Origin of the sequence: Pseudomonas sp. GW531-T4, assembly GCF_017349615.1 — a bacterium.
Lineage (GTDB): Bacteria > Pseudomonadota > Gammaproteobacteria > Pseudomonadales > Pseudomonadaceae > Aquipseudomonas > Aquipseudomonas chlororaphis_I.
On the sequence record NZ_JACMZT010000040.1, the window covers coordinates 1 to 16,751 of the forward strand.

General features: G+C 61.9%; 18 protein-coding genes. 14 read left to right on the top strand and 4 right to left on the bottom strand.

The window, feature by feature from the left end; genetic code table 11:
- Positions 1-41: 41 nt before the first annotated feature.
- Positions 42-392, top strand: coding sequence for a BON domain-containing protein (locus tag J4D28_RS24720; protein ID WP_028682062.1), 351 nt, complete (start codon positions 42-44; stop codon positions 390-392).
- 193 nt (positions 393-585) lie between these two features.
- Here J4D28_RS24720 and argC read toward each other — a convergent pair whose 3' ends face one another.
- Positions 586-1,512 carry an N-acetyl-gamma-glutamyl-phosphate reductase gene (gene argC / locus J4D28_RS24725; protein WP_009049938.1) on the bottom strand — a complete coding sequence of 309 codons (927 nt, stop codon included), beginning with the start codon at positions 1,510-1,512 and terminating at the stop codon, positions 586-588.
- 112 nt (positions 1,513-1,624) lie between these two features.
- On the opposite strand from argC, the gene J4D28_RS24730 reads away from it, so the two are divergent.
- Entirely contained in the window at positions 1,625-2,509 is an 885-nt protein-coding gene (locus J4D28_RS24730; RefSeq protein WP_009049937.1) for a LysR family transcriptional regulator, read from the top strand.
- Positions 2,510-2,521: 12 nt separating this feature from the next.
- On the opposite strand, the gene J4D28_RS24735 is transcribed toward J4D28_RS24730, so the two are convergent.
- On the bottom strand, positions 2,522-2,893 hold the full coding sequence (locus J4D28_RS24735; protein ID WP_009044741.1) for a PH domain-containing protein: 372 nt from the start codon (positions 2,891-2,893) through the stop codon (positions 2,522-2,524).
- 461 nt (positions 2,894-3,354) lie between these two features.
- Between J4D28_RS24735 and J4D28_RS24740 the strand changes: the two genes are divergently transcribed.
- The 3 genes from J4D28_RS24740 to J4D28_RS24750 are packed head-to-tail and all read left to right on the top strand — an operon-like array spanning position 3,355 to position 4,924.
- Entirely contained in the window at positions 3,355-3,939 is a 585-nt protein-coding gene (locus J4D28_RS24740) for a PAAR domain-containing protein (protein ID WP_009049936.1), read from the top strand.
- Positions 3,939-4,511: a type VI secretion system amidase effector protein Tae4 gene (locus J4D28_RS24745; RefSeq protein WP_009049935.1), complete on the top strand. Its 573-nt coding sequence runs from the start codon at positions 3,939-3,941 to the stop codon at positions 4,509-4,511. Before J4D28_RS24740 ends, J4D28_RS24745 begins: the two co-directional genes overlap by 1 nt.
- Entirely contained in the window at positions 4,508-4,924 is a 417-nt protein-coding gene (locus J4D28_RS24750; protein WP_039968098.1) for a hypothetical protein, read from the top strand. Before J4D28_RS24745 ends, J4D28_RS24750 begins: the two co-directional genes overlap by 4 nt.
- 53 nt (positions 4,925-4,977) lie before the next feature.
- On the opposite strand, the gene J4D28_RS24755 is transcribed toward J4D28_RS24750, so the two are convergent.
- Both J4D28_RS24755 and J4D28_RS24760 read right to left on the bottom strand, forming a co-directional pair.
- Positions 4,978-6,240: an OprD family porin gene (locus tag J4D28_RS24755; RefSeq protein WP_009049933.1), complete on the bottom strand. Its 1,263-nt coding sequence runs from the start codon at positions 6,238-6,240 to the stop codon at positions 4,978-4,980.
- A 174-nt stretch (positions 6,241-6,414) separates the two neighbouring features.
- The gene (locus tag J4D28_RS24760) at positions 6,415-7,308 is read right to left on the bottom strand and encodes a LysR family transcriptional regulator (RefSeq protein ID WP_009049932.1); all 894 of its coding nucleotides are present in this window, start codon (positions 7,306-7,308) and stop codon (positions 6,415-6,417) included.
- A gap of 125 nt (positions 7,309-7,433) precedes the next feature.
- Here J4D28_RS24760 and J4D28_RS24765 point away from each other — a divergent pair, with 125 nt between their 5' ends.
- The 9 genes from J4D28_RS24765 (at position 7,434) to J4D28_RS24805 (ending at position 16,737) form a co-directional block, all read left to right on the top strand.
- Positions 7,434-8,561 (top strand): muconate cycloisomerase family protein, encoded by a 1,128-nt coding sequence (locus J4D28_RS24765; protein WP_162098611.1) that lies wholly within the window; start codon positions 7,434-7,436, stop codon positions 8,559-8,561.
- 32 nt (positions 8,562-8,593) lie between these two features.
- Complete coding sequence (gene catC / locus J4D28_RS24770; RefSeq protein WP_009044734.1) at positions 8,594-8,884, top strand: muconolactone Delta-isomerase; 291 nt, start codon at positions 8,594-8,596, stop codon at positions 8,882-8,884.
- Positions 8,885-8,935: 51 nt separating this feature from the next.
- A complete protein-coding gene (gene catA, locus J4D28_RS24775; protein ID WP_009049930.1) occupies positions 8,936-9,865 on the top strand; it encodes a catechol 1,2-dioxygenase in 930 nt (309 codons plus the stop codon).
- Positions 9,866-10,031: 166 nt separating this feature from the next.
- On the top strand, positions 10,032-10,988 hold the full coding sequence (locus J4D28_RS24780) for an AraC family transcriptional regulator (protein ID WP_009049929.1): 957 nt from the start codon (positions 10,032-10,034) through the stop codon (positions 10,986-10,988).
- A gap of 432 nt (positions 10,989-11,420) precedes the next feature.
- Positions 11,421-12,782 carry a benzoate 1,2-dioxygenase large subunit gene (benA, locus tag J4D28_RS24785; RefSeq protein WP_009049928.1) on the top strand — a complete coding sequence of 454 codons (1,362 nt, stop codon included), beginning with the start codon at positions 11,421-11,423 and terminating at the stop codon, positions 12,780-12,782.
- Complete coding sequence (gene benB / locus J4D28_RS24790; RefSeq protein WP_009049927.1) at positions 12,782-13,270, top strand: benzoate 1,2-dioxygenase small subunit; 489 nt, start codon at positions 12,782-12,784, stop codon at positions 13,268-13,270. Before benA ends, benB begins: the two co-directional genes overlap by 1 nt.
- Before the next feature lie 10 nt (positions 13,271-13,280).
- Positions 13,281-14,294 carry a benzoate 1,2-dioxygenase electron transfer component BenC gene (benC, locus tag J4D28_RS24795; protein ID WP_009049926.1) on the top strand — a complete coding sequence of 338 codons (1,014 nt, stop codon included), beginning with the start codon at positions 13,281-13,283 and terminating at the stop codon, positions 14,292-14,294.
- Between the two features lie 161 nt (positions 14,295-14,455).
- Positions 14,456-15,229, top strand: coding sequence for a 1,6-dihydroxycyclohexa-2,4-diene-1-carboxylate dehydrogenase (locus J4D28_RS24800; RefSeq protein WP_009049925.1), 774 nt, complete (start codon positions 14,456-14,458; stop codon positions 15,227-15,229).
- A gap of 170 nt (positions 15,230-15,399) precedes the next feature.
- Entirely contained in the window at positions 15,400-16,737 is a 1,338-nt protein-coding gene (locus J4D28_RS24805) for an aromatic acid/H+ symport family MFS transporter (RefSeq protein WP_103331620.1), read from the top strand.
- Positions 16,738-16,751 lie beyond the last annotated feature (14 nt).

Here is a 16,751-nt window from a genome sequence, read left to right on the forward strand (position 1 = left end):
TGGGACGGGACGCCCAACTGATTACGCGAGAGGGGCCTGCCATGAAACTTCATTCCTTCCAGCATTACTCCCATGGCCTGGAAATGGCCGTTCACGATGCCTGGATCACCACCAAGGTGAAGTCGGCCCTGGCCTTTGCCGAACCGACCCGCGGCCTGCATATCAATGTCAAAACCCATGCGGGTATCGTCACCTTGAGTGGCCGGCTCATCACCCATAAGCAGTGTGAGCAGGCCGTCAGCCTGACCCGTGCGGTGCATGGCGTCGTCGATATCGAGGCCAGCGACTTGCAGACCCATATGTTCACGCCGGGCAGCCTGCCTGAAGCGCCCAACGCTGAAGAGAGCCGCGAATACTCTTCGCAGTCGTCGACGAAGAAGGACGACAAATGACCAAGGCGATCGCTTGAGCGTCGCGCCGGGAAAACTGGCCAGCGCTGGGTTCGATAGCCCTTTCGGCAGGGGCTCAGAAGGATCATCAGCACGCTGAAAGCCCCACCTCAGCCGGTGGGGCTTTTTTATCAGGCACCAAAGGCAGCATGAAACCAGGCTACGTCTGGCCAGTTGCAACGCGCAGGCAATCCCTTCAGCCCATCGCGGCCAGCATCAAATCCAGATTCTCCACCGCCGCCCCCGCCGCGCCTTTGCCCAGGTTGTCGAACACCGCCGCCAACAGCACCTGACCCTCACCCTCAAACACCATCAAGCGCATAGCGTCCGTATCGTTCAGCGCCTGTGGATCAAGGCCGGTGAGTTCTTGTGCGTGCCGAAGCGACATCACCTGCACGCAACCGCTCCCGGCGTAATGCTGCTCCAGACAGGCATGGATACGCGCGGCATCGACACCCGGGGCAAGCAGGCGCAATTGCAGTGGAATGGTCAGCACGATGCCCTGGCGAAACGCACCGTAGGCCGGGACGAACAGCGGCCGTTCGCTGAGGCCGCTGTGTTGCTGGATCTCCGGCACATGTTTGTGGGCCAGGCCCAGGCCGTAGATCTGGAAAGGGGCGGCTTTGGACGCATTCGGCCCTTCGTGGGCTTCGACCGCGGCGCGGCCGCCGCCGGAGTAGCCGGAGATGGCGTTGATGCTGATCGGGTAGTCCTGCGGCAGCAGCCCGGCTTGCAGCAAGGGGCGCAGCAGGCCGATGGCGCCGGTGGGGTAGCAGCCGGGGTTGCTCACGCGTTTTGAAGTAGCGATACGTTGTGCCTGTTGCGGGTGCATCTGGGCGAAGCCGTAGGTCCAGTGGGGGTGGGTGCGGTGCGCCGAGCTGGCGTCGATCACCCGCACGGCCGGGTTGCGGATGCTGGCGACGGCGTCGCGGGCGGCATCGTCGGGCAGGCAGAGCAGGGCGATGTCGCAGGCGTTGATGGCTTCGGCGCGGCGTTGCGGGTCTTTGCGCTGGTTGGCGGCGAGGGTCAGCAGGTGCAGGTCGTTGCGGCCGCGCAGGCGCTGGTGGATCTGCAACCCGGTGGTGCCCTGGTCGCCGTCGATAAATACGAGGGGTGTGCTCATGCTGTGTGCTCGCAAGCGGGAAAAGTTGGGCAAATCTTCCGGCTGAAGCTGAAATAGAGAAAGTTGAATTTAATAACGCTAAGCTTCAGTTTTTCTGAATCTGGAGCGAGCCATGCGCGAAATCAGCCTCGATCGGTTGCGCACCCTGGTGGCGATTGTCGACCTTGGCTCCTTTGCCGAAGCGGCCCGCGCGCTGAACCTGGCGCCGCCTACGGTCAGCCTGCATATCGCCGACCTGGAGGCGCGGGTCGGAGGCTCGCTGTTGTCGCGCACCCGCGGGCGGGTGCAACCGTCAGCCATTGGCGAAACCCTGGTGGAGCGCGCGCGGCGCTTGTTGGCCGATGCCGAACAAGCGCTGGAGGATGTGCAGCGCCAGGTCCTGGGCCTGGCCGGGCGGGTGCGCCTGGGGGCATCCACCGGCGCCATTGCCCAGTTGCTGCCCCAGGCCCTGGAAACCCTCGGCCAGCGGCACCCGGGCATCGACCTGCAGGTGGCGGTGCTGACCTCCCAGGAGAGCTTGAAGAAGCTCGCCGAAGGTTCACTGGACATCGGCCTGGTGGCCTTGCCGCAAACCCCAGTCAAGGGTTTGCGCATCGAGCCCTGGCGCAAGGACCCGGTCATGGCTTTCCTGCCGGCCCGCTGGCAGTGCCCCGACCCGGTAACCCCGCAGTGGCTGGCGGCCCAACCGCTGATCCTCAACGACCACAGCACCCGGCTGTCGCGCCTGACCTCGGAGTGGTTCGCCCTGGGCGGGCAGCAGCCCACGGCGCGCATCCAGCTCAACTACAACGACGCGATCAAGAGCCTGGTGGCCGCCGGTTATGGCGCCACCTTGCTGCCCCACGAAGCCGCCACACCGCTGCCCGATACGCGGATCGCCATGCGCCCGTTGTTGCCGCCGCTGTGGCGCCAGTTGGGCATTGCCCATCGGGACGGCGAGGTGGAGCGCTCGACCCAGCATGTGCTGGAGGTGTTGTGGGGGCTGAGCGCCGATTGACGCCTCGGCGTTCTAGCCCAGCAGATGCCTGGAAATGTGCTTCGAGATTTCCACCATCGAAGTCTTGCCGGTGAATTCGAACTTCACCTGGCCCAGCGATGAAAAGTAGATCTCCAACTCGGAGTCCAGGTCGAAAGTGCCGGAGGTTTCCACCGAGTAAGCGACGATGTTTTTGTAGGGCAGGGAGGTGAAGTCCTTTTTACTGCCGGTGATGCCCTGCACGTTGACCGCGATGATGCGCTTGTTGGTAAACACCACGCCGTCGCGCATGGCTTTATAGGCGTCGATCACCTGCTCGCCTTCCAGCAGCAGGTCGCTGACCCGTTCCGCGTATTCGTCGTTTTGCTTGAGCTTGAAGAAGCCTTTGTTGTTGAAGTCGATCATGGGTGAGTCCTCATTCTTGAAGTGAGCTTCCAGGGGGGGCCTAAGGGTTATCGGACCTTGCCAAGGTGCTACTAGCACCAATGTCCTGCTTCGAATAAGTGAATGCCTACTCTTGGGACCGCCACGTACCAGATCAGGTACGTGAGCACTGTCAGGATGAACAGTTGGCGCCAGATTTAGAACGGCTGACGTTTATTTACATTCATGGATCTGAATTCCTTTTCTCCATTTGGCGGGAAGATTATCCATTTTCTTAATTATGGCCTTTGTTGTGAGTTCTCCGTTTGGATATCGAAGGGCAGCGTTATACCAAGAGTATGCTGATAATAGATGGCTGCTTTGGATATATCCTGGTTGGCTTTCAGATTTTTCCGATTGATTTCTGTCCCGAATAAATAATTTATGAAGAGGTTGCTGTTTTGGTTTGAACGCGACTTTTTTGTAAATAAAGGAGACTTAATGTGGGGCGGAAAATGATTGGGCTTGGAGCGCCAACATCGACTGGAGGGCGTGTACTGGAAGGTAACGTAGGTATTGATATCGATGGCTCGGTCAGTACGGCGTCAGTAGGACATATCGCAAGCTGCTCTGCTTGTAGTAAAGGCAAAGGGCCCATAGTAGCCGTGGGACCCAGAACGATTACCTTGCCTGCTGGATTGGTCGCTTTGGAAGGTGACTACGTTGCCTGTGGCTGCCCACCTCTTGTTAATACTTTAATTTCTGCACAGTCCTCTGTGTATGGTGGGGCTGAGCATAATAGTGCCGGCTTCATGGCCATTGCCGGGGTTCTGAAAAAGCCGAGGTTGATCAGAAGAATTTCTTTGTCATATGGAAGTGAGCGGATACCGCTTGATGCGGTTTCGCGATTTTATGTTGACTTAAATATTCATGTAGAGACTTCAGGGTATGCAGCTGGCGAGATAGTGACTGTGGATTTAAGCGGCGATATTGAGCGGACCTTGTCGGCAGTAGTTGGAGAGGATGGTGTCGCTGTTATTTCTGAGGCTTTCGCCGGTGAGCGAATTGACATGGAAGGGGAGATGTAATGGCCAGGATAGTCATGAACTCGGGAGAAGTGTCCTCTACGGCTACGATCAAAAGACCACGTTTCAGTGACTTGTGGTCTGCCTATGCTGAAGTAGGGTATAGGGAGGCGGGGGCTGTATATGAGCTTGTTGGAGGTGAGGCTGCTGCATTGAGAAGGCAAAAGCCTATTGATTATTCAAACGCTTGCGCTCTTAGAATGAGCAGGGCTTTCAACAATGGAGGTTACAGGATTCCACGGGGTACGATCATTAAGAATAAGGCCATTTATAGGGTGCGCGGGGACGATGGGATGCCCTACATTCTACGGGTCAATGACATGATCGATTTCCTGGAGTTTAATTGGGGGAAGCCGGATCTGGTTATGGCTCCCGGTAAGGATAAGGATATATCCGGGAAAAAGGGATTGATCATTGTCGAGGTTTCTGGCTGGAATGATGCCAGGGGGCACGTCGTTCTTTGGAATGGAAAAGAGACTAGTGACGGTTCTGACTACCAGCGTCTGGACAGTCATGCCTATGAAAACTCCACGGCGTCACTGGTAAAGACCAATTATTGGGAATTGAAAGGATGAAACGGATTTTAGCGGTATTGCTTTTGACCGCAGGCAATATGGGTAGCGTCGCTTACGCTGGGGTTGATGTTGCAGCGGCCCGGCAGTCGTTGAAGAATTATGGTCTTGGCTATTGCATCGTTAATCAGTTTAAAGATGAGTCCGATGTGAAGAGCGATATCGAGTCGGCTATTGGCGCCTATTCCTTCATGGGGAGTGGTATGCACAGCATTCTTCAGAATGAAGATACCCTGGAGACTCTGCATAATCCTTATGATGCAACGACGGACTTTGTATTTTCCATGTATGAGAAAACCCAAGCCAGTAGCAAATATAGGGATAAGAAAGTCGTGTTTTATGCCTGCCTCGATATCTATAACTCCAAGGCGTTTGACGATTTTATCAAGACGCAGGACCCGTACATTACACAATGATGGGTAAAGAGCTGGCCGAGCGCGATGTCCAATATCGCGCTCGCTACCCTGCCTTAAAACAACTTCCAGCTATAACTCAGCAACAACCGGTTCTCATTGATATCGGTCCGGTAATTCGACCTCGCCACCACATTGCGCACCTTGATCCCCAGCCCGCCCAACGGCCCGGACTGGATCACGTAGCCGATATCCAGGTCGCGCTCCCAGTCCTTGCCCTCAAAGCCCTTGCCGGTGTCGACGTTGTCGCCGCGGATATAACGCACGGTGCTGGTCAGGCCGGGCAGGCCGCTGGCGGCGAAGTCGTAGTCGTAGCGCAGTTGCCAGGAGCGTTCGTCGGTGTAGGCGAACTCGTAAGTTGGCACTTCGTTGCCCAGTGGGGTGATGTTGGCGAAGACCCGGGGGAAGGCGCTGTCGCCGAACATGCCCTGGTAGCCGACGTAAAAGGTATGGCCGCCGCGTTTGGCTGACAGCAGGGAAAAGAAGGCCTGGTTGTCGATGGCGCCGAGCAGCTGTTTGCCGTCCTCTTCGCTGTTGTAGTAACCGAGGTTGGCGCCGAGTATCCAGCCGCCCAGCGGCTGGCTGTGTTTCAGGCCGAGGAAGCGCTGGTGGTAGATGTCCTCCAGTTGGCCGTACCAGGCGCTGAGGCTGGTGCGTTTGTCGTTGAAGGCGTAGTCGGCACCAAAGTAGTTGAAGGCGTCGCTGCTGACCGCGCGTTTCGGCACGTGGCCGAGCATGGCTTGCAGTTTGCCGTCGCCGGACTCGTTGCGCAGGCTGGTGGAGCGCAGGCGGCCGCCTTGCAGGGTCAGGCCGTCGATGTCGTTGGAGACGATGCTCGCGCCCTGGTAGGACGGCGGCAGCAGGCGGATATCGCTGAAGCTCAGCACTGGCAGGTTGGGTTGCAGCTCGCCGATGCGCAGCTCGCTTTTCGCCAGGCGCAGTTTCAGCGCCAGGCCGAGGCGGCTGTAGTCGTCGGCGGCTTCGCCGTCCTCCTGCATCGGCAGCAGGCCACTGTTGACCCGGCCCTTGCCGCTGTCGAGCTTGAGCCCCAGGGTGCCGATGGCATCCATACCTACGCCGAGGGTGCCGGGGGTGTAGCCGGACTTGAAGTTGAGGATAAAACCCTGGGCCCATTCCTGGGCCATGGACTGCTCGGTGCCGCGGATATCCGAATAGTCGCGGCTGAAGAAGTAGTTGCGGGCCTGGAGGGTGGCGGTGGCGTCCTTGATAAAACCGCCTTCTTCGGCCAGCAGGTGCTGGGGCGCGCTCAGGCACACCGCGCTGGCGCCCAGCACGGCGAGGGTCTTTGCAGGTTTCATTGCTTTTACTCTTATTGTTATGGAAAGCAGTTCACTGCGCGCAGGCTAGGGGCGGGTATGGCGCTGGCACTATCCGTTGCGTGCAGACCTGTATCCCTTTTCTGCAGGCATGCTTTTTGGCGGCAAGGGGAGGTGGGCGCAACCGCGAGTCGGTTGCGCGCGAGGCGTCAGGCGTCAGGCGTCGGGGTGTTCGGCGCGCAGTTCGTCGATCATCCGCAAACAGTGGCTGAGCCCCGCCGACACATCGCCGACCCGCCGGCTGATGATGATCGGCGAGGTGGCATTGGCCTCCAGCAGCGGGCTGAAGCCGATGTCGTCGCGGTGCAGCAATTGCACCGAAGCCGGCACCAGGGTGATGCCGATGCCGGCGCCCACCAGGCCGATGGCGGTCTGCAGTTCGTTGGTCCATTGCACGATGCGGATGTTCAGGCCGTGGGTGTTGAACAGCGCGATCACGTGGTCGGCGTAGCTTGGGCGCGGATTGCCGGGGTAGAGCACAAAGGGTTCGTCGGCCAGTTGCGCCAGGCTCACCGGCTGGCCGATCAGCGGATGCCCGGCGGGCAGGGCGGCCACCAGGCGATCCTCGGTCTGCACCTTCTGCACGATGGCCGGATCGTCGATGCGGATCCGCCCGAAGCCGATGTCGATGCGTCCGGCCTTGAGCGCTTCCACCTGTTGCAGGGTGGTCATTTCCGACAGCCCCAGTTCCAGGGCCAGGGTCTCGTGGCTGCGCAGGCGGCGGATCAGTTCCGGCAGCAGGCCGTACAGGGTCGAGGGGGCAAAGCCGATGCCGAGCCAGGTCTTTTCGCCGTGGCCGATGCGCCGGGTGTTGTCGCAGACCTTGGCCAGTTGCTCCAGCAGCGCGCTGGAATGCTCATAGAAAAACCGCCCGGCCTCGGTCAGGCGCAACGGCCGGCCGCGCTCCAGCAGCAATACCCCGAGTTCCTCTTCCAGTTGCTGGATCTGCCGGCTCAGGGGCGGCTGGGCGATGTGCAGGCGCTCGGCGGCCTTGGTGAAGTTGAGGGTCTGGCCCAGCACCTGGAAGTAACGCAGATGACGCAGTTCCATAAGGCCTCCGCAGGCAAAGGTTGGATACCTTCAAGGTATCGATCCAGACCAATTCTATATTGGAACCCCGGAAAAAGCCGTACGAGAATCGGGTCCATAACTTCAAGAACCTGATGGGTATGGAAATGCTTTCGAGTGCCATTGAATCTATCGAAACAATCATCGTCGATCTGCCAACCATCCGCCCGCACAAGCTGGCGATGCACACCATGCAGAACCAGACCCTGGTGCTGATCCGCCTGCGCTGCGCCGACGGTATCGAAGGCCTGGGCGAGGCCACCACCATCGGCGGCCTGGCCTATGGCAATGAAAGCCCGGACAGCATCAAGACCAATATCGACCGCTTCTTCACGCCGCTGCTGCTCGGCCAGGACGGCGCCAATATCAATGCCGCCATGCAGCGCCTGGAGCGCAGCATCCGCGGCAATACCTTCGCCAAATCCGGTATCGAAAGCGCCTTGCTCGACGCCCAGGGCAAGCGCCTGGGGCTGCCGGTCAGCGAGCTGCTCGGCGGCCGGGTGCGCGATGCCTTGCCAGTGGCCTGGACCCTGGCCAGCGGCGACACCGCCAAGGACATCGCCGAAGCGCAAAAGATGCTCGACCTGCGTCGCCACCGCATCTTCAAGCTGAAGATCGGCGCCGGCGAGGTGGACCGCGACCTGGCCCATGTGATCGCGATCAAGAAGGCCCTGGGCGATCGCGCCAGCGTGCGGGTCGACGTCAACCAGGCCTGGGACGAAGCGGTGGCGGTGCGCGCCTGCCGGGTCCTGGGCGGCAACGGCATCGACCTGATCGAACAGCCGATCTCGCGCAACAACCGCGCCGGCATGGTGCGCCTCAACGCCATCAGCCCTGCGCCGATCATGGCCGACGAATCCATCGAATGCGTGGAAGACGCCTTCAACCTGGCCCGCGAAGGCGCGGCCTCGGTGTTCGCCCTGAAGATCGCCAAGAACGGCGGCCCGCGCGCGGTATTGCGCACCGCGGCGATCGCCGAGGCGGCGGGCATCGGCCTGTACGGCGGCACCATGCTCGAAGGCGGTATCGGCACCCTGGCGTCGGCCCATGCCTTCCTCACCCTCAATACCTTGAGCTGGGACACCGAACTGTTCGGCCCGCTGCTGCTGACCGAGGACATCCTCGCCGAGCCGCCGCTGTACCGCGATTTCCAATTGCACGTATCCCGGGCGCCGGGCCTCGGCCTGAGCCTGGACGAGGAGCGCCTGGCGTTCTTGCGCCGCGACAAAGCCTGAACTGCCATTCATCACGTCTTAAGGAGAGCACCATGCTGTTCCACGTCAAAATGACCGTGAACCTGCCGGTCGACATGAACCCCGAGCGCGCCGCCCAGCTCAAGGCCGACGAAAAGGCCCTGGCCCAGCGCCTGCAGGAGCAGGGCAAGTGGCGGCACCTGTGGCGCATCGCCGGCCTGTATGCCAACTACAGCGTGTTCGACGTCGACAGCGTGCAGGAACTGCACGACCTGCTGATGCAACTGCCGCTGTACCCGTACATGGCTATCGAAGTGAACGCGCTGTGCAGGCATCCTTCGTCCATTCATGCGGATGACCGCTGAGCCCTCGCCAGCCCGCGGCACACTCTAATAAATACAAGATGAGGAATAACCATGAACGTCCGAATTTCCCACACTGCCAGCGCCCAGAAGTTTCTCGAAGAAGTCAGTGGCCAGTTCAACGACCAGGGCAACCCGCGCACCAAGGCCCTGGTGTACCGCATCCTGCGTGACACGGTGAACATCATCGAAGACCTCGAGGTGACCCCGGAAGAGTTCTGGAAGGCGGTCAACTACCTCAACGTGCTCGGCGCGCGCCAGGAAGCCGGGCTGCTGGTGGCCGGCCTGGGCCTGGAACACTACCTGGACCTGCTGATGGACGCCGCCGACGAGCAGGCCGGCAAGACCGGCGGCACCCCGCGCACCATCGAAGGCCCGCTGTACGTGGCCGGTGCGCCGCTGAGCCAGGGTGAAGCGCGCCTCGACGATGGCGTCGATCCGGGCGTGGTGCTGTTCATGCAGGGCCAGGTGCGCAACACCGCCGGCGAACCGCTGGCCGGGGCCATTGTCGATGTCTGGCACGCCAACACCGGTGGTACCTACTCCTACTTCGACACCACCCAGTCGGAGTTCAACCTGCGTCGGCGCATCGTCACCGATGCCGAAGGCCGCTACCGTTTCCGCAGCATCGTGCCGTCGGGCTACGGCTGCCCGCCGGACGGTCCGACCCAGCAGTTGCTCGACCAGTTGGGCCGCCACGGCCAGCGTCCGGCGCATATCCACTTTTTCATCTCGGCCGACGACCACCGTCACCTGACCACCCAGATCAACCTCGATGGCGATGAATACCTGCACGACGATTTCGCCTACGCCACCCGCGACGAGCTGATCGCCAAGATCACTTTCAGCGACGATCAGCAGCGTGCGGCGCAGCACGGGGTCAGCGGGCGTTTTGCCGAGATCGACTTCGACTTCACCCTGCAGCCGTCGGCCCAGCCCGAGGAGCAGCAGCGCCTGGAGCGGGTACGAGCGCTGGAGGACTGACATCGCGGCAGATCCCGAATCGGGGCCACGGGATGACTTGACGGTTGTCCCGTGGTTTTTGCCATTGTGAACCGTGGTCGATGTTTTGCGTGATGTGCCAGCGGTGACGAACGATCACCGCCCGATAATAACAATCCCAATAATTAGAACTGGGAGTGACCCGCTTATGGAAACGCATCTGTTGAGTGAGCGCAGCAGGGTATTCGCCCAGGCCGATCCCTATGCCGTGTCCGGTTATGTCAACCAGCATGTGGGCAGCCACTGCATCCGTTTGCCCAAGGCCGGCAGTCCCCAGGCCAGCCTCAATCATCGGCAGTTCGCCAGCCTCGACCTGTGCTCGCTCAGCTACGGCGGCAGCGTGCGCGTCACCTCGCCGGCGCTGGAAACCATCTACCACCTGCAAGTGCTGCTGCGCGGCCACTGCCTGTGGCGCGGCCATCGCCAGGAACATTACTTCGCCCCGGGCGAGCTGCTGCTGATCAACCCCGACGATCCAGTGGACCTGACCTATTCCGACGATTGCGAGAAATTCATCATCAAGGTGCCCACCCGCCTGCTGGAGTCGGTGTGCCAGGAGCAGCGCTGGCTGTATCCGGGGCAGGGCGTGCGCTTCGTGGGCAACCGCTACCAGTTGGATGAACTGGGAGGTTTTATCAACCTGTTGGGCGTGGTCTGCCGCGAAGCCGAATCCGTCGATTGCATCCCGCGGGTGCAGGAGCATTACGCGCAGATCGTCGCGAGCAAGATGCTCAGCCTGATGAAGACCAACATCCGGCGCGCGGGCCTGGGTTCGTCGTCGGCGACCTTCGAGACGATTGCCGATTACATCGAGCGTAATCTCAAGCAGGACATCGGCTGCGAGGAACTGGCGCAGCAGGCGCAGATGAGCCTGCGCTCGCTCTATGCGCTGTTCGAGCGCAACGCCCGCAGCACGCCCATGCGCTACATCCGCCAGAAGAAACTCGAGCGGATCCACGCCTGCCTGCATGACCCCAGCTGCAACGTGCGCAACATCACCGAACTGGCCATGGACTTCGGCTTCCTGCACCTGGGACGCTTCTCGGAAAGCTACCGCAAGCAATTCGGCGAACTGCCGTCCGACACCCTCAGACGCCGGGCTTGATCCGGCTTTTGCTTCTGCTTCTGCTTCTGTAGGAGCGGCCGGTCGACGCTCGATCGCCGGCGATGGCGAACGACACGTAGGTGTTTGATCCGACGCCATCGCGAGCAAGCTTCGCTCCTACAGAAGCTGTGCCCACCGCATCATTCGTGATTCCTCGTGTAGCCGCTGCCGAGCCCGCGAGGCTGCGATCGACTGCGCAGCAGTCGCAAAACCTGAAACCACGATCGTTCTGGATAAATGCGACGCCCGAGTAGCGGCCACTGCATCGGACTTCCTTGCAACCCGAGCGCAGCCTCGGCGGCTACCCCTGTAGGACTTGCCCTACAAAACTCTGCAGAAAACGGATAGTGGTCTGCACGCAACGGATATTGCCCCCGCACACCCCGCCCTAGCATGAGCCTTGCCTGAATAAAAACAACGGAGGCGGCGGCCATGACCCTGCGACCCGAATACCTTCACTCCCTGCTTGAAGAAGACCGTGACCGGGGCGTCTACCGCTGCAAGCGGGAGATGTTCACCGACCCCCGGCTGTTCGACCTGGAAATGCAGCACATCTTCGAGGGCAACTGGCTGTACCTCGCCCACGAGAGCCAGATCCCCAACAACAACGACTACTACACCACCACCATGGGCCGGCAGTCGGTCTTCATCGCGCGCAACAAGGACGGCGAACTCAATGCCTTCCTCAATGCCTGCAGCCATCGTGGCGCCATGCTCTGCCGGCACAAGACCGGCAACAAGTCGTCCTACACCTGTCCGTTCCACGGCTGGACCTTCAACAACTCCGGCAAGCTGCTCAAGGTCAAGGACCCGGCCGCCGCGGGTTACCCGTCGAGCTTCAACTGCGAAGGCTCCCACGACCTGACCAGGGTCGCGCGCTTCGAGTCTTATCGCGGCTTCCTGTTCGGCAGCCTCAACCCTGACGTGCTGCCCCTGGTGGAGCACCTGGGCGAGTCGGCGAAGATCATCGACATGATCGTCGACCAGTCCGCCGATGGCCTGGAAGTGCTGCGCGGTTCCTCGAGCTACATTTACGAAGGCAACTGGAAACTCACCGCGGAAAACGGCGCCGACGGCTACCACGTCAGCTCAGTGCACTGGAACTACGCGGCCACCCAGAGCCAGCGCAAGCAGCGCGAAGCCGGCGAAGAGATCAAGACCATGAGCGCCGGCAGTTGGGCCAAGCAGGGCGGTGGTTTCTACTCCTTCGACAAGGGCCACATGCTGCTCTGGACCCGCTGGTCCAACCCCGAGGACCGTCCGCTCTACGAGCGCCGCGACGAGTTGGCCCGAGACTTCGGCCAAGCCCGCGCCGACTGGATGATCGAGAACTCGCGCAACCTGTGCCTGTACCCCAACGTCTACCTGATGGACCAGTTCAGCTCGCAGATCCGCATCGCCCGGCCGATCTCGGTGGACCGCACCGAGATCACCATCTACTGCATCGCGCCCAAGGGCGAAAGCGACGAAGCCCGGGCCATGCGCATCCGCCAGTACGAGGACTTCTTCAACGTCAGCGGCATGGCCACCCCGGACGACCTGGAGGAATTCCGTTCCTGCCAGATGGGCTACCAGGGCAGCAACAGTGCCTGGAACGACATGTCCCGTGGCGCCGAACACTGGGTCGAGGGCGCGGACGACGCGGCCCGGGAAATCGACCTGCAACCGATCCTCAGCGGCGTGCGCACCGAAGACGAAGGCCTGTTCGTGATGCAGCACAAGTACTGGCAGCAAACCATGCTCGAGGCGCTTGCCGCCCAAGCCGCGCGAACCATTGCCGTGGAGGCTGTGTGATGAGCATTTCCCATGACACCGTGCGCGACTTTCTCTACCGCGAAGCGCGCTACCTGGACGACAAGGACTGGGACAGCTGGCTGGAGCTCTACGCCCCCGACGCGACCTTCTGGATGCCGTCCTGGGACGACAACGACCAGCTCACCGAAGACCCGCAGCGGGAGATCTCGCTGATCTGGTACGGCAGCCGCTGCGGCCTGGAAGACCGGGTGTTCCGGATCAAGACCGAGCGCTCCAGCGCGAGCATTCCCGACACCCGCACCTCGCACAACCTGAGCAACATCGAGGTGCTGGAGCAGGCCGACGGCTTGTGCAAGGTACGCTTCAACTGGCACACCCTGAGCTTTCGCTACAAGACCGTCGACAGCTACTTCGGCACCAGCTTCTACACCCTCGATGTGCGGGGCGAGAACCCGCTGATCAGGGCCAAGAAAGTCATCCTGAAGAACGATTACGTTCGTCAGGTCGTCGATGTCTACCACCTCTGAGGCGACTGCCATGACTCATCAAATCGCACTCAATTTCGAAGACGGGGTGACCCGCTTCGTCGCCGCCAACGCTGGCGAAACCGTGGCCGATGCCGCCTACCGCCAGGGCATCAACATCCCCCTGGACTGCCGCGACGGCGCCTGTGGCACCTGCAAGTGTTTTGCTGAAGCCGGGCGTTACGACTTGGGCGAGGAATACATCGACGATGCGCTGACCGCGGATGAAGCCGAGCAGGGCTTCGTGCTGACCTGCCAGATGCGCGCCTTGAGCGACTGCGTGGTGCGGGTGCCGGCTTCGTCGCAAGTCTGCCGAGCCGCCCAGGCCACCTTCGACGCCACCATCAGCGCGGTGCGCCAACTGTCCGACAGCACCATCGCCCTGTCGATCAAGGGCGAGGCCCTGAGCAAGCTGGCGTTTCTGCCGGGGCAGTACGTCAACCTCGGCGTGCCCGGTAGCGAGCAGACCCGCGCCTATTCCTTCAGCTCGCTGCAGCGCGACGGTGAGGTCAGCTTCCTGATCCGCAACGTGCCGGGCGGCCTGATGAGCAGCTTCCTCACCGGCCTGGCGAAAGCCGGCGACCGCATGAGCCTGGCCGGACCCTTGGGCAGCTTCTACCTGCGGGACATCCGCCGGCCGCTGTTGCTGCTGGCCGGGGGCACCGGGCTGGCGCCGTTCACCGCGATGCTGGAGAAAATCGCCGAGCAGGGCAGCGAGCATCCGCTGCACCTGATCTACGGGGTGACCAACGACTTCGACCTGGTGGAAATGGATCGCCTGGAAGCCTTCGCCGCGCGCATTCCCAACTTCAGTTTCAGCGCCTGCGTGGCCAATCCCGAGAGCCGCCACCCGCTCAAGGGCTACGTGACCCAGCATATCGAGCCCCAGCACCTGAACGACGGCGATGTGGACGTGTACCTGTGCGGCCCGCCACCGATGGTCGAGGCGGTCAGCCAGTTCATCCGCGACCAGGGCATTGCCCCGGCCAATTTCTACTACGAAAAATTCGCCGCCAGCGCGGCCTGACCCGGTCGCGGTTTCTGCGGCCTCTGTAGGAGCGAGGCTTGCCCGCGATCAGCCGACAGGCTGAAAGGTCAACGCTGCACGCACTATCGCTATCGCGGGCAAGCCTCGCTCCTACAGAAGAGGGCCGTAGTGCATCGGGCCTATTGGCATGAGGTTTTGAGATGAGCAGATTCGAGAAGAAAGTCGCCCTGGTCACCGGGGCGGCGCAGGGTATCGGCCGGCGGGTCGCCGAGCGGCTGGCCGAGGAGGGCGCGCGGCTGGTGCTGGTGGATCGCTCCGAGCTGGTGTTCGAGTTGCAGGCCGAGCTGGCCCCCAGGTTCGAGGTGCTGGCGCTGACCGCCGACCTCGAACAGTACGCCGAATGCAGCCGGGTGATGGCCGCCGCCGTCGAGCGTTTCGGGCGCCTCGACGTGCTGGTCAACAACGTCGGCGGCACCATCTGGGCCAAGCCGTTCGAGCACTATGAAGAGCAGCAGATCGAAGCCGAAGTGCGCCGTTCGCTGTTCCCCACCCTGTGGTGCTGCCACGCCGCGCTGCCCTACATGCTGGAGCAGGGCAGCGGCGCCATCGTCAACGTGTCGTCCATCGCCACCCGAAGCATCAACCGCGTGCCCTATGGCGCGGCCAAGGGCGGGGTGAATGCCCTGACCGCCTGCCTGGCGTTCGAGACCGCCGGGCGCGGGGTGCGGGTCAGCGCGACCGCCCCCGGCGGCACCGAAGCGCCGCCACGGCGCATTCCGCGCAACAGCGCCGAGCAGAGCGCCGAGGAAAAGGTCTGGTACCAGCAGATCGTCGACCAGACCCTCGACAGCACCCTGATGAAACGCTACGGCACCATCGACGAGCAGGCCGCGGCGATCCTGTTCCTGGCCTCCGACGAGGCGTCCTACATCACCGGCATGGTCATGCCGGTAGGCGGTGGCGACCAGGGCTGAAGTATCAGGCGTCATCGAAAACCGCACCCTGACCGTAGGAGCGAGGCTTGCCCGCGATGGCGTCCGGCCTGACACACCGCGGCGTCCCGATCGCGGGCAAGCCTCGCTCCTACAAGACTGCGTAAACGCACATCCGGTTTCTCATAAAACAACAACAAGAGTCAGATGCCATGCGAAACATAGACAGCAATCAATTGATCGACGGGGCACGCTTCAATGCCTTTCACTGGCGCGTGCTGTTCTGGTGCGCGCTGATCATCATCTTCGACGGCTACGACCTGGTGATTTACGGCGTGGTGCTGCCGGTGCTGATGCAGGAGTGGGGCCTGAGCCCGCTGCAGGCCGGGGCGCTGGGCAGTTACGCGCTGTTCGGCATGATGTTCGGCGCGCTGTTTTTCGGTTCGCTGTCGGAGCGTATCGGCTGCAAGAAAGTCATCGCCATCTGCGTGGTGCTGTTCAGCGGTTTCACCCTGCTCAACGGGTTCACCACCACGCCCACCCAGTTCGGCATCTGCCGCTTTATCGCCGGCCTCGGCATCGGCGGGGTGATGCCCAACGTGGTGGCGCTGATGAACGAATACGCGCCGAAGAAAATCCGCAGCACCCTGGTGGCGATCATGCTCAGCGGCTACTCGGTGGGCGGCACCCTGTCCGCCGGGCTGGGCATCCTGCTGCTGCCGAGTTTCGGCTGGCAGGCGGTGTTTTATGTGGCGGCGATCCCGCTGTTGCTGCTGCCACTGATTCTCAAGTTCCTGCCCGAATCCCTGGGCTTTCTGCTGCGCCAGGGCCGGGAAGACGAGGCGCGCCAGGTGCTGCAATTAGTCGAGCCGGGCTTCGTCGCGCAACCCGGCGACTCGTTCGTCAAGGCCAACCTCAAGAGCGCCGGCGCGCCGGTGGTGCAGCTGTTCCGCGAAGGCCGGGCGCTGAGCACCTTGATGCTCTGGGTCGTATTCTTCTGCTGCCTGCTGATGGTCTACGCGCTCAACTCCTGGCTGCCCAAGCTGATGGCCAGCGCCGGATACAGCCTGGGCTCGAGCCTGATGTTCCTGCTGGTGCTGAACCTCGGCGCGATCTTCGGCGCCGTGGGCGGCGGCTGGATCGGCGATCGCCTGCAGTTGCAAAAGGTTCTGGTGGCGTTTTTTGTCGTGGCCGCGGTGTCCATCAGCCTGCTCGGCTTCAAGAGCCCGCACGGGCTGCTGTACGCCCTGATCGCGATTGCCGGGGCGACCACCATCGGCACGCAGATCCTGGCCTTCGCCTGCGTCGCCCAGTTCTATCCGGTGACGATCCGCTCCACCGGCATTGGCTGGGCCTCGGGTATCGGCCGCAGCGGGGCCATCGTCGGGCCGCTGCTGGGCGGTGCCTTGGTGAGCATCGAGCTGCCGCTGCACTATAACTTCATGGCCTTCGCCATTCCGGGGGCGGTGGCGGCGCTGGCGATGTGTTTCGTCTACCAGCGACCCGCCAAGGCGCTGCCGGTCAGCCAGGCCAGCGCGCCATCGCTGTAGCGATGTCATGACCG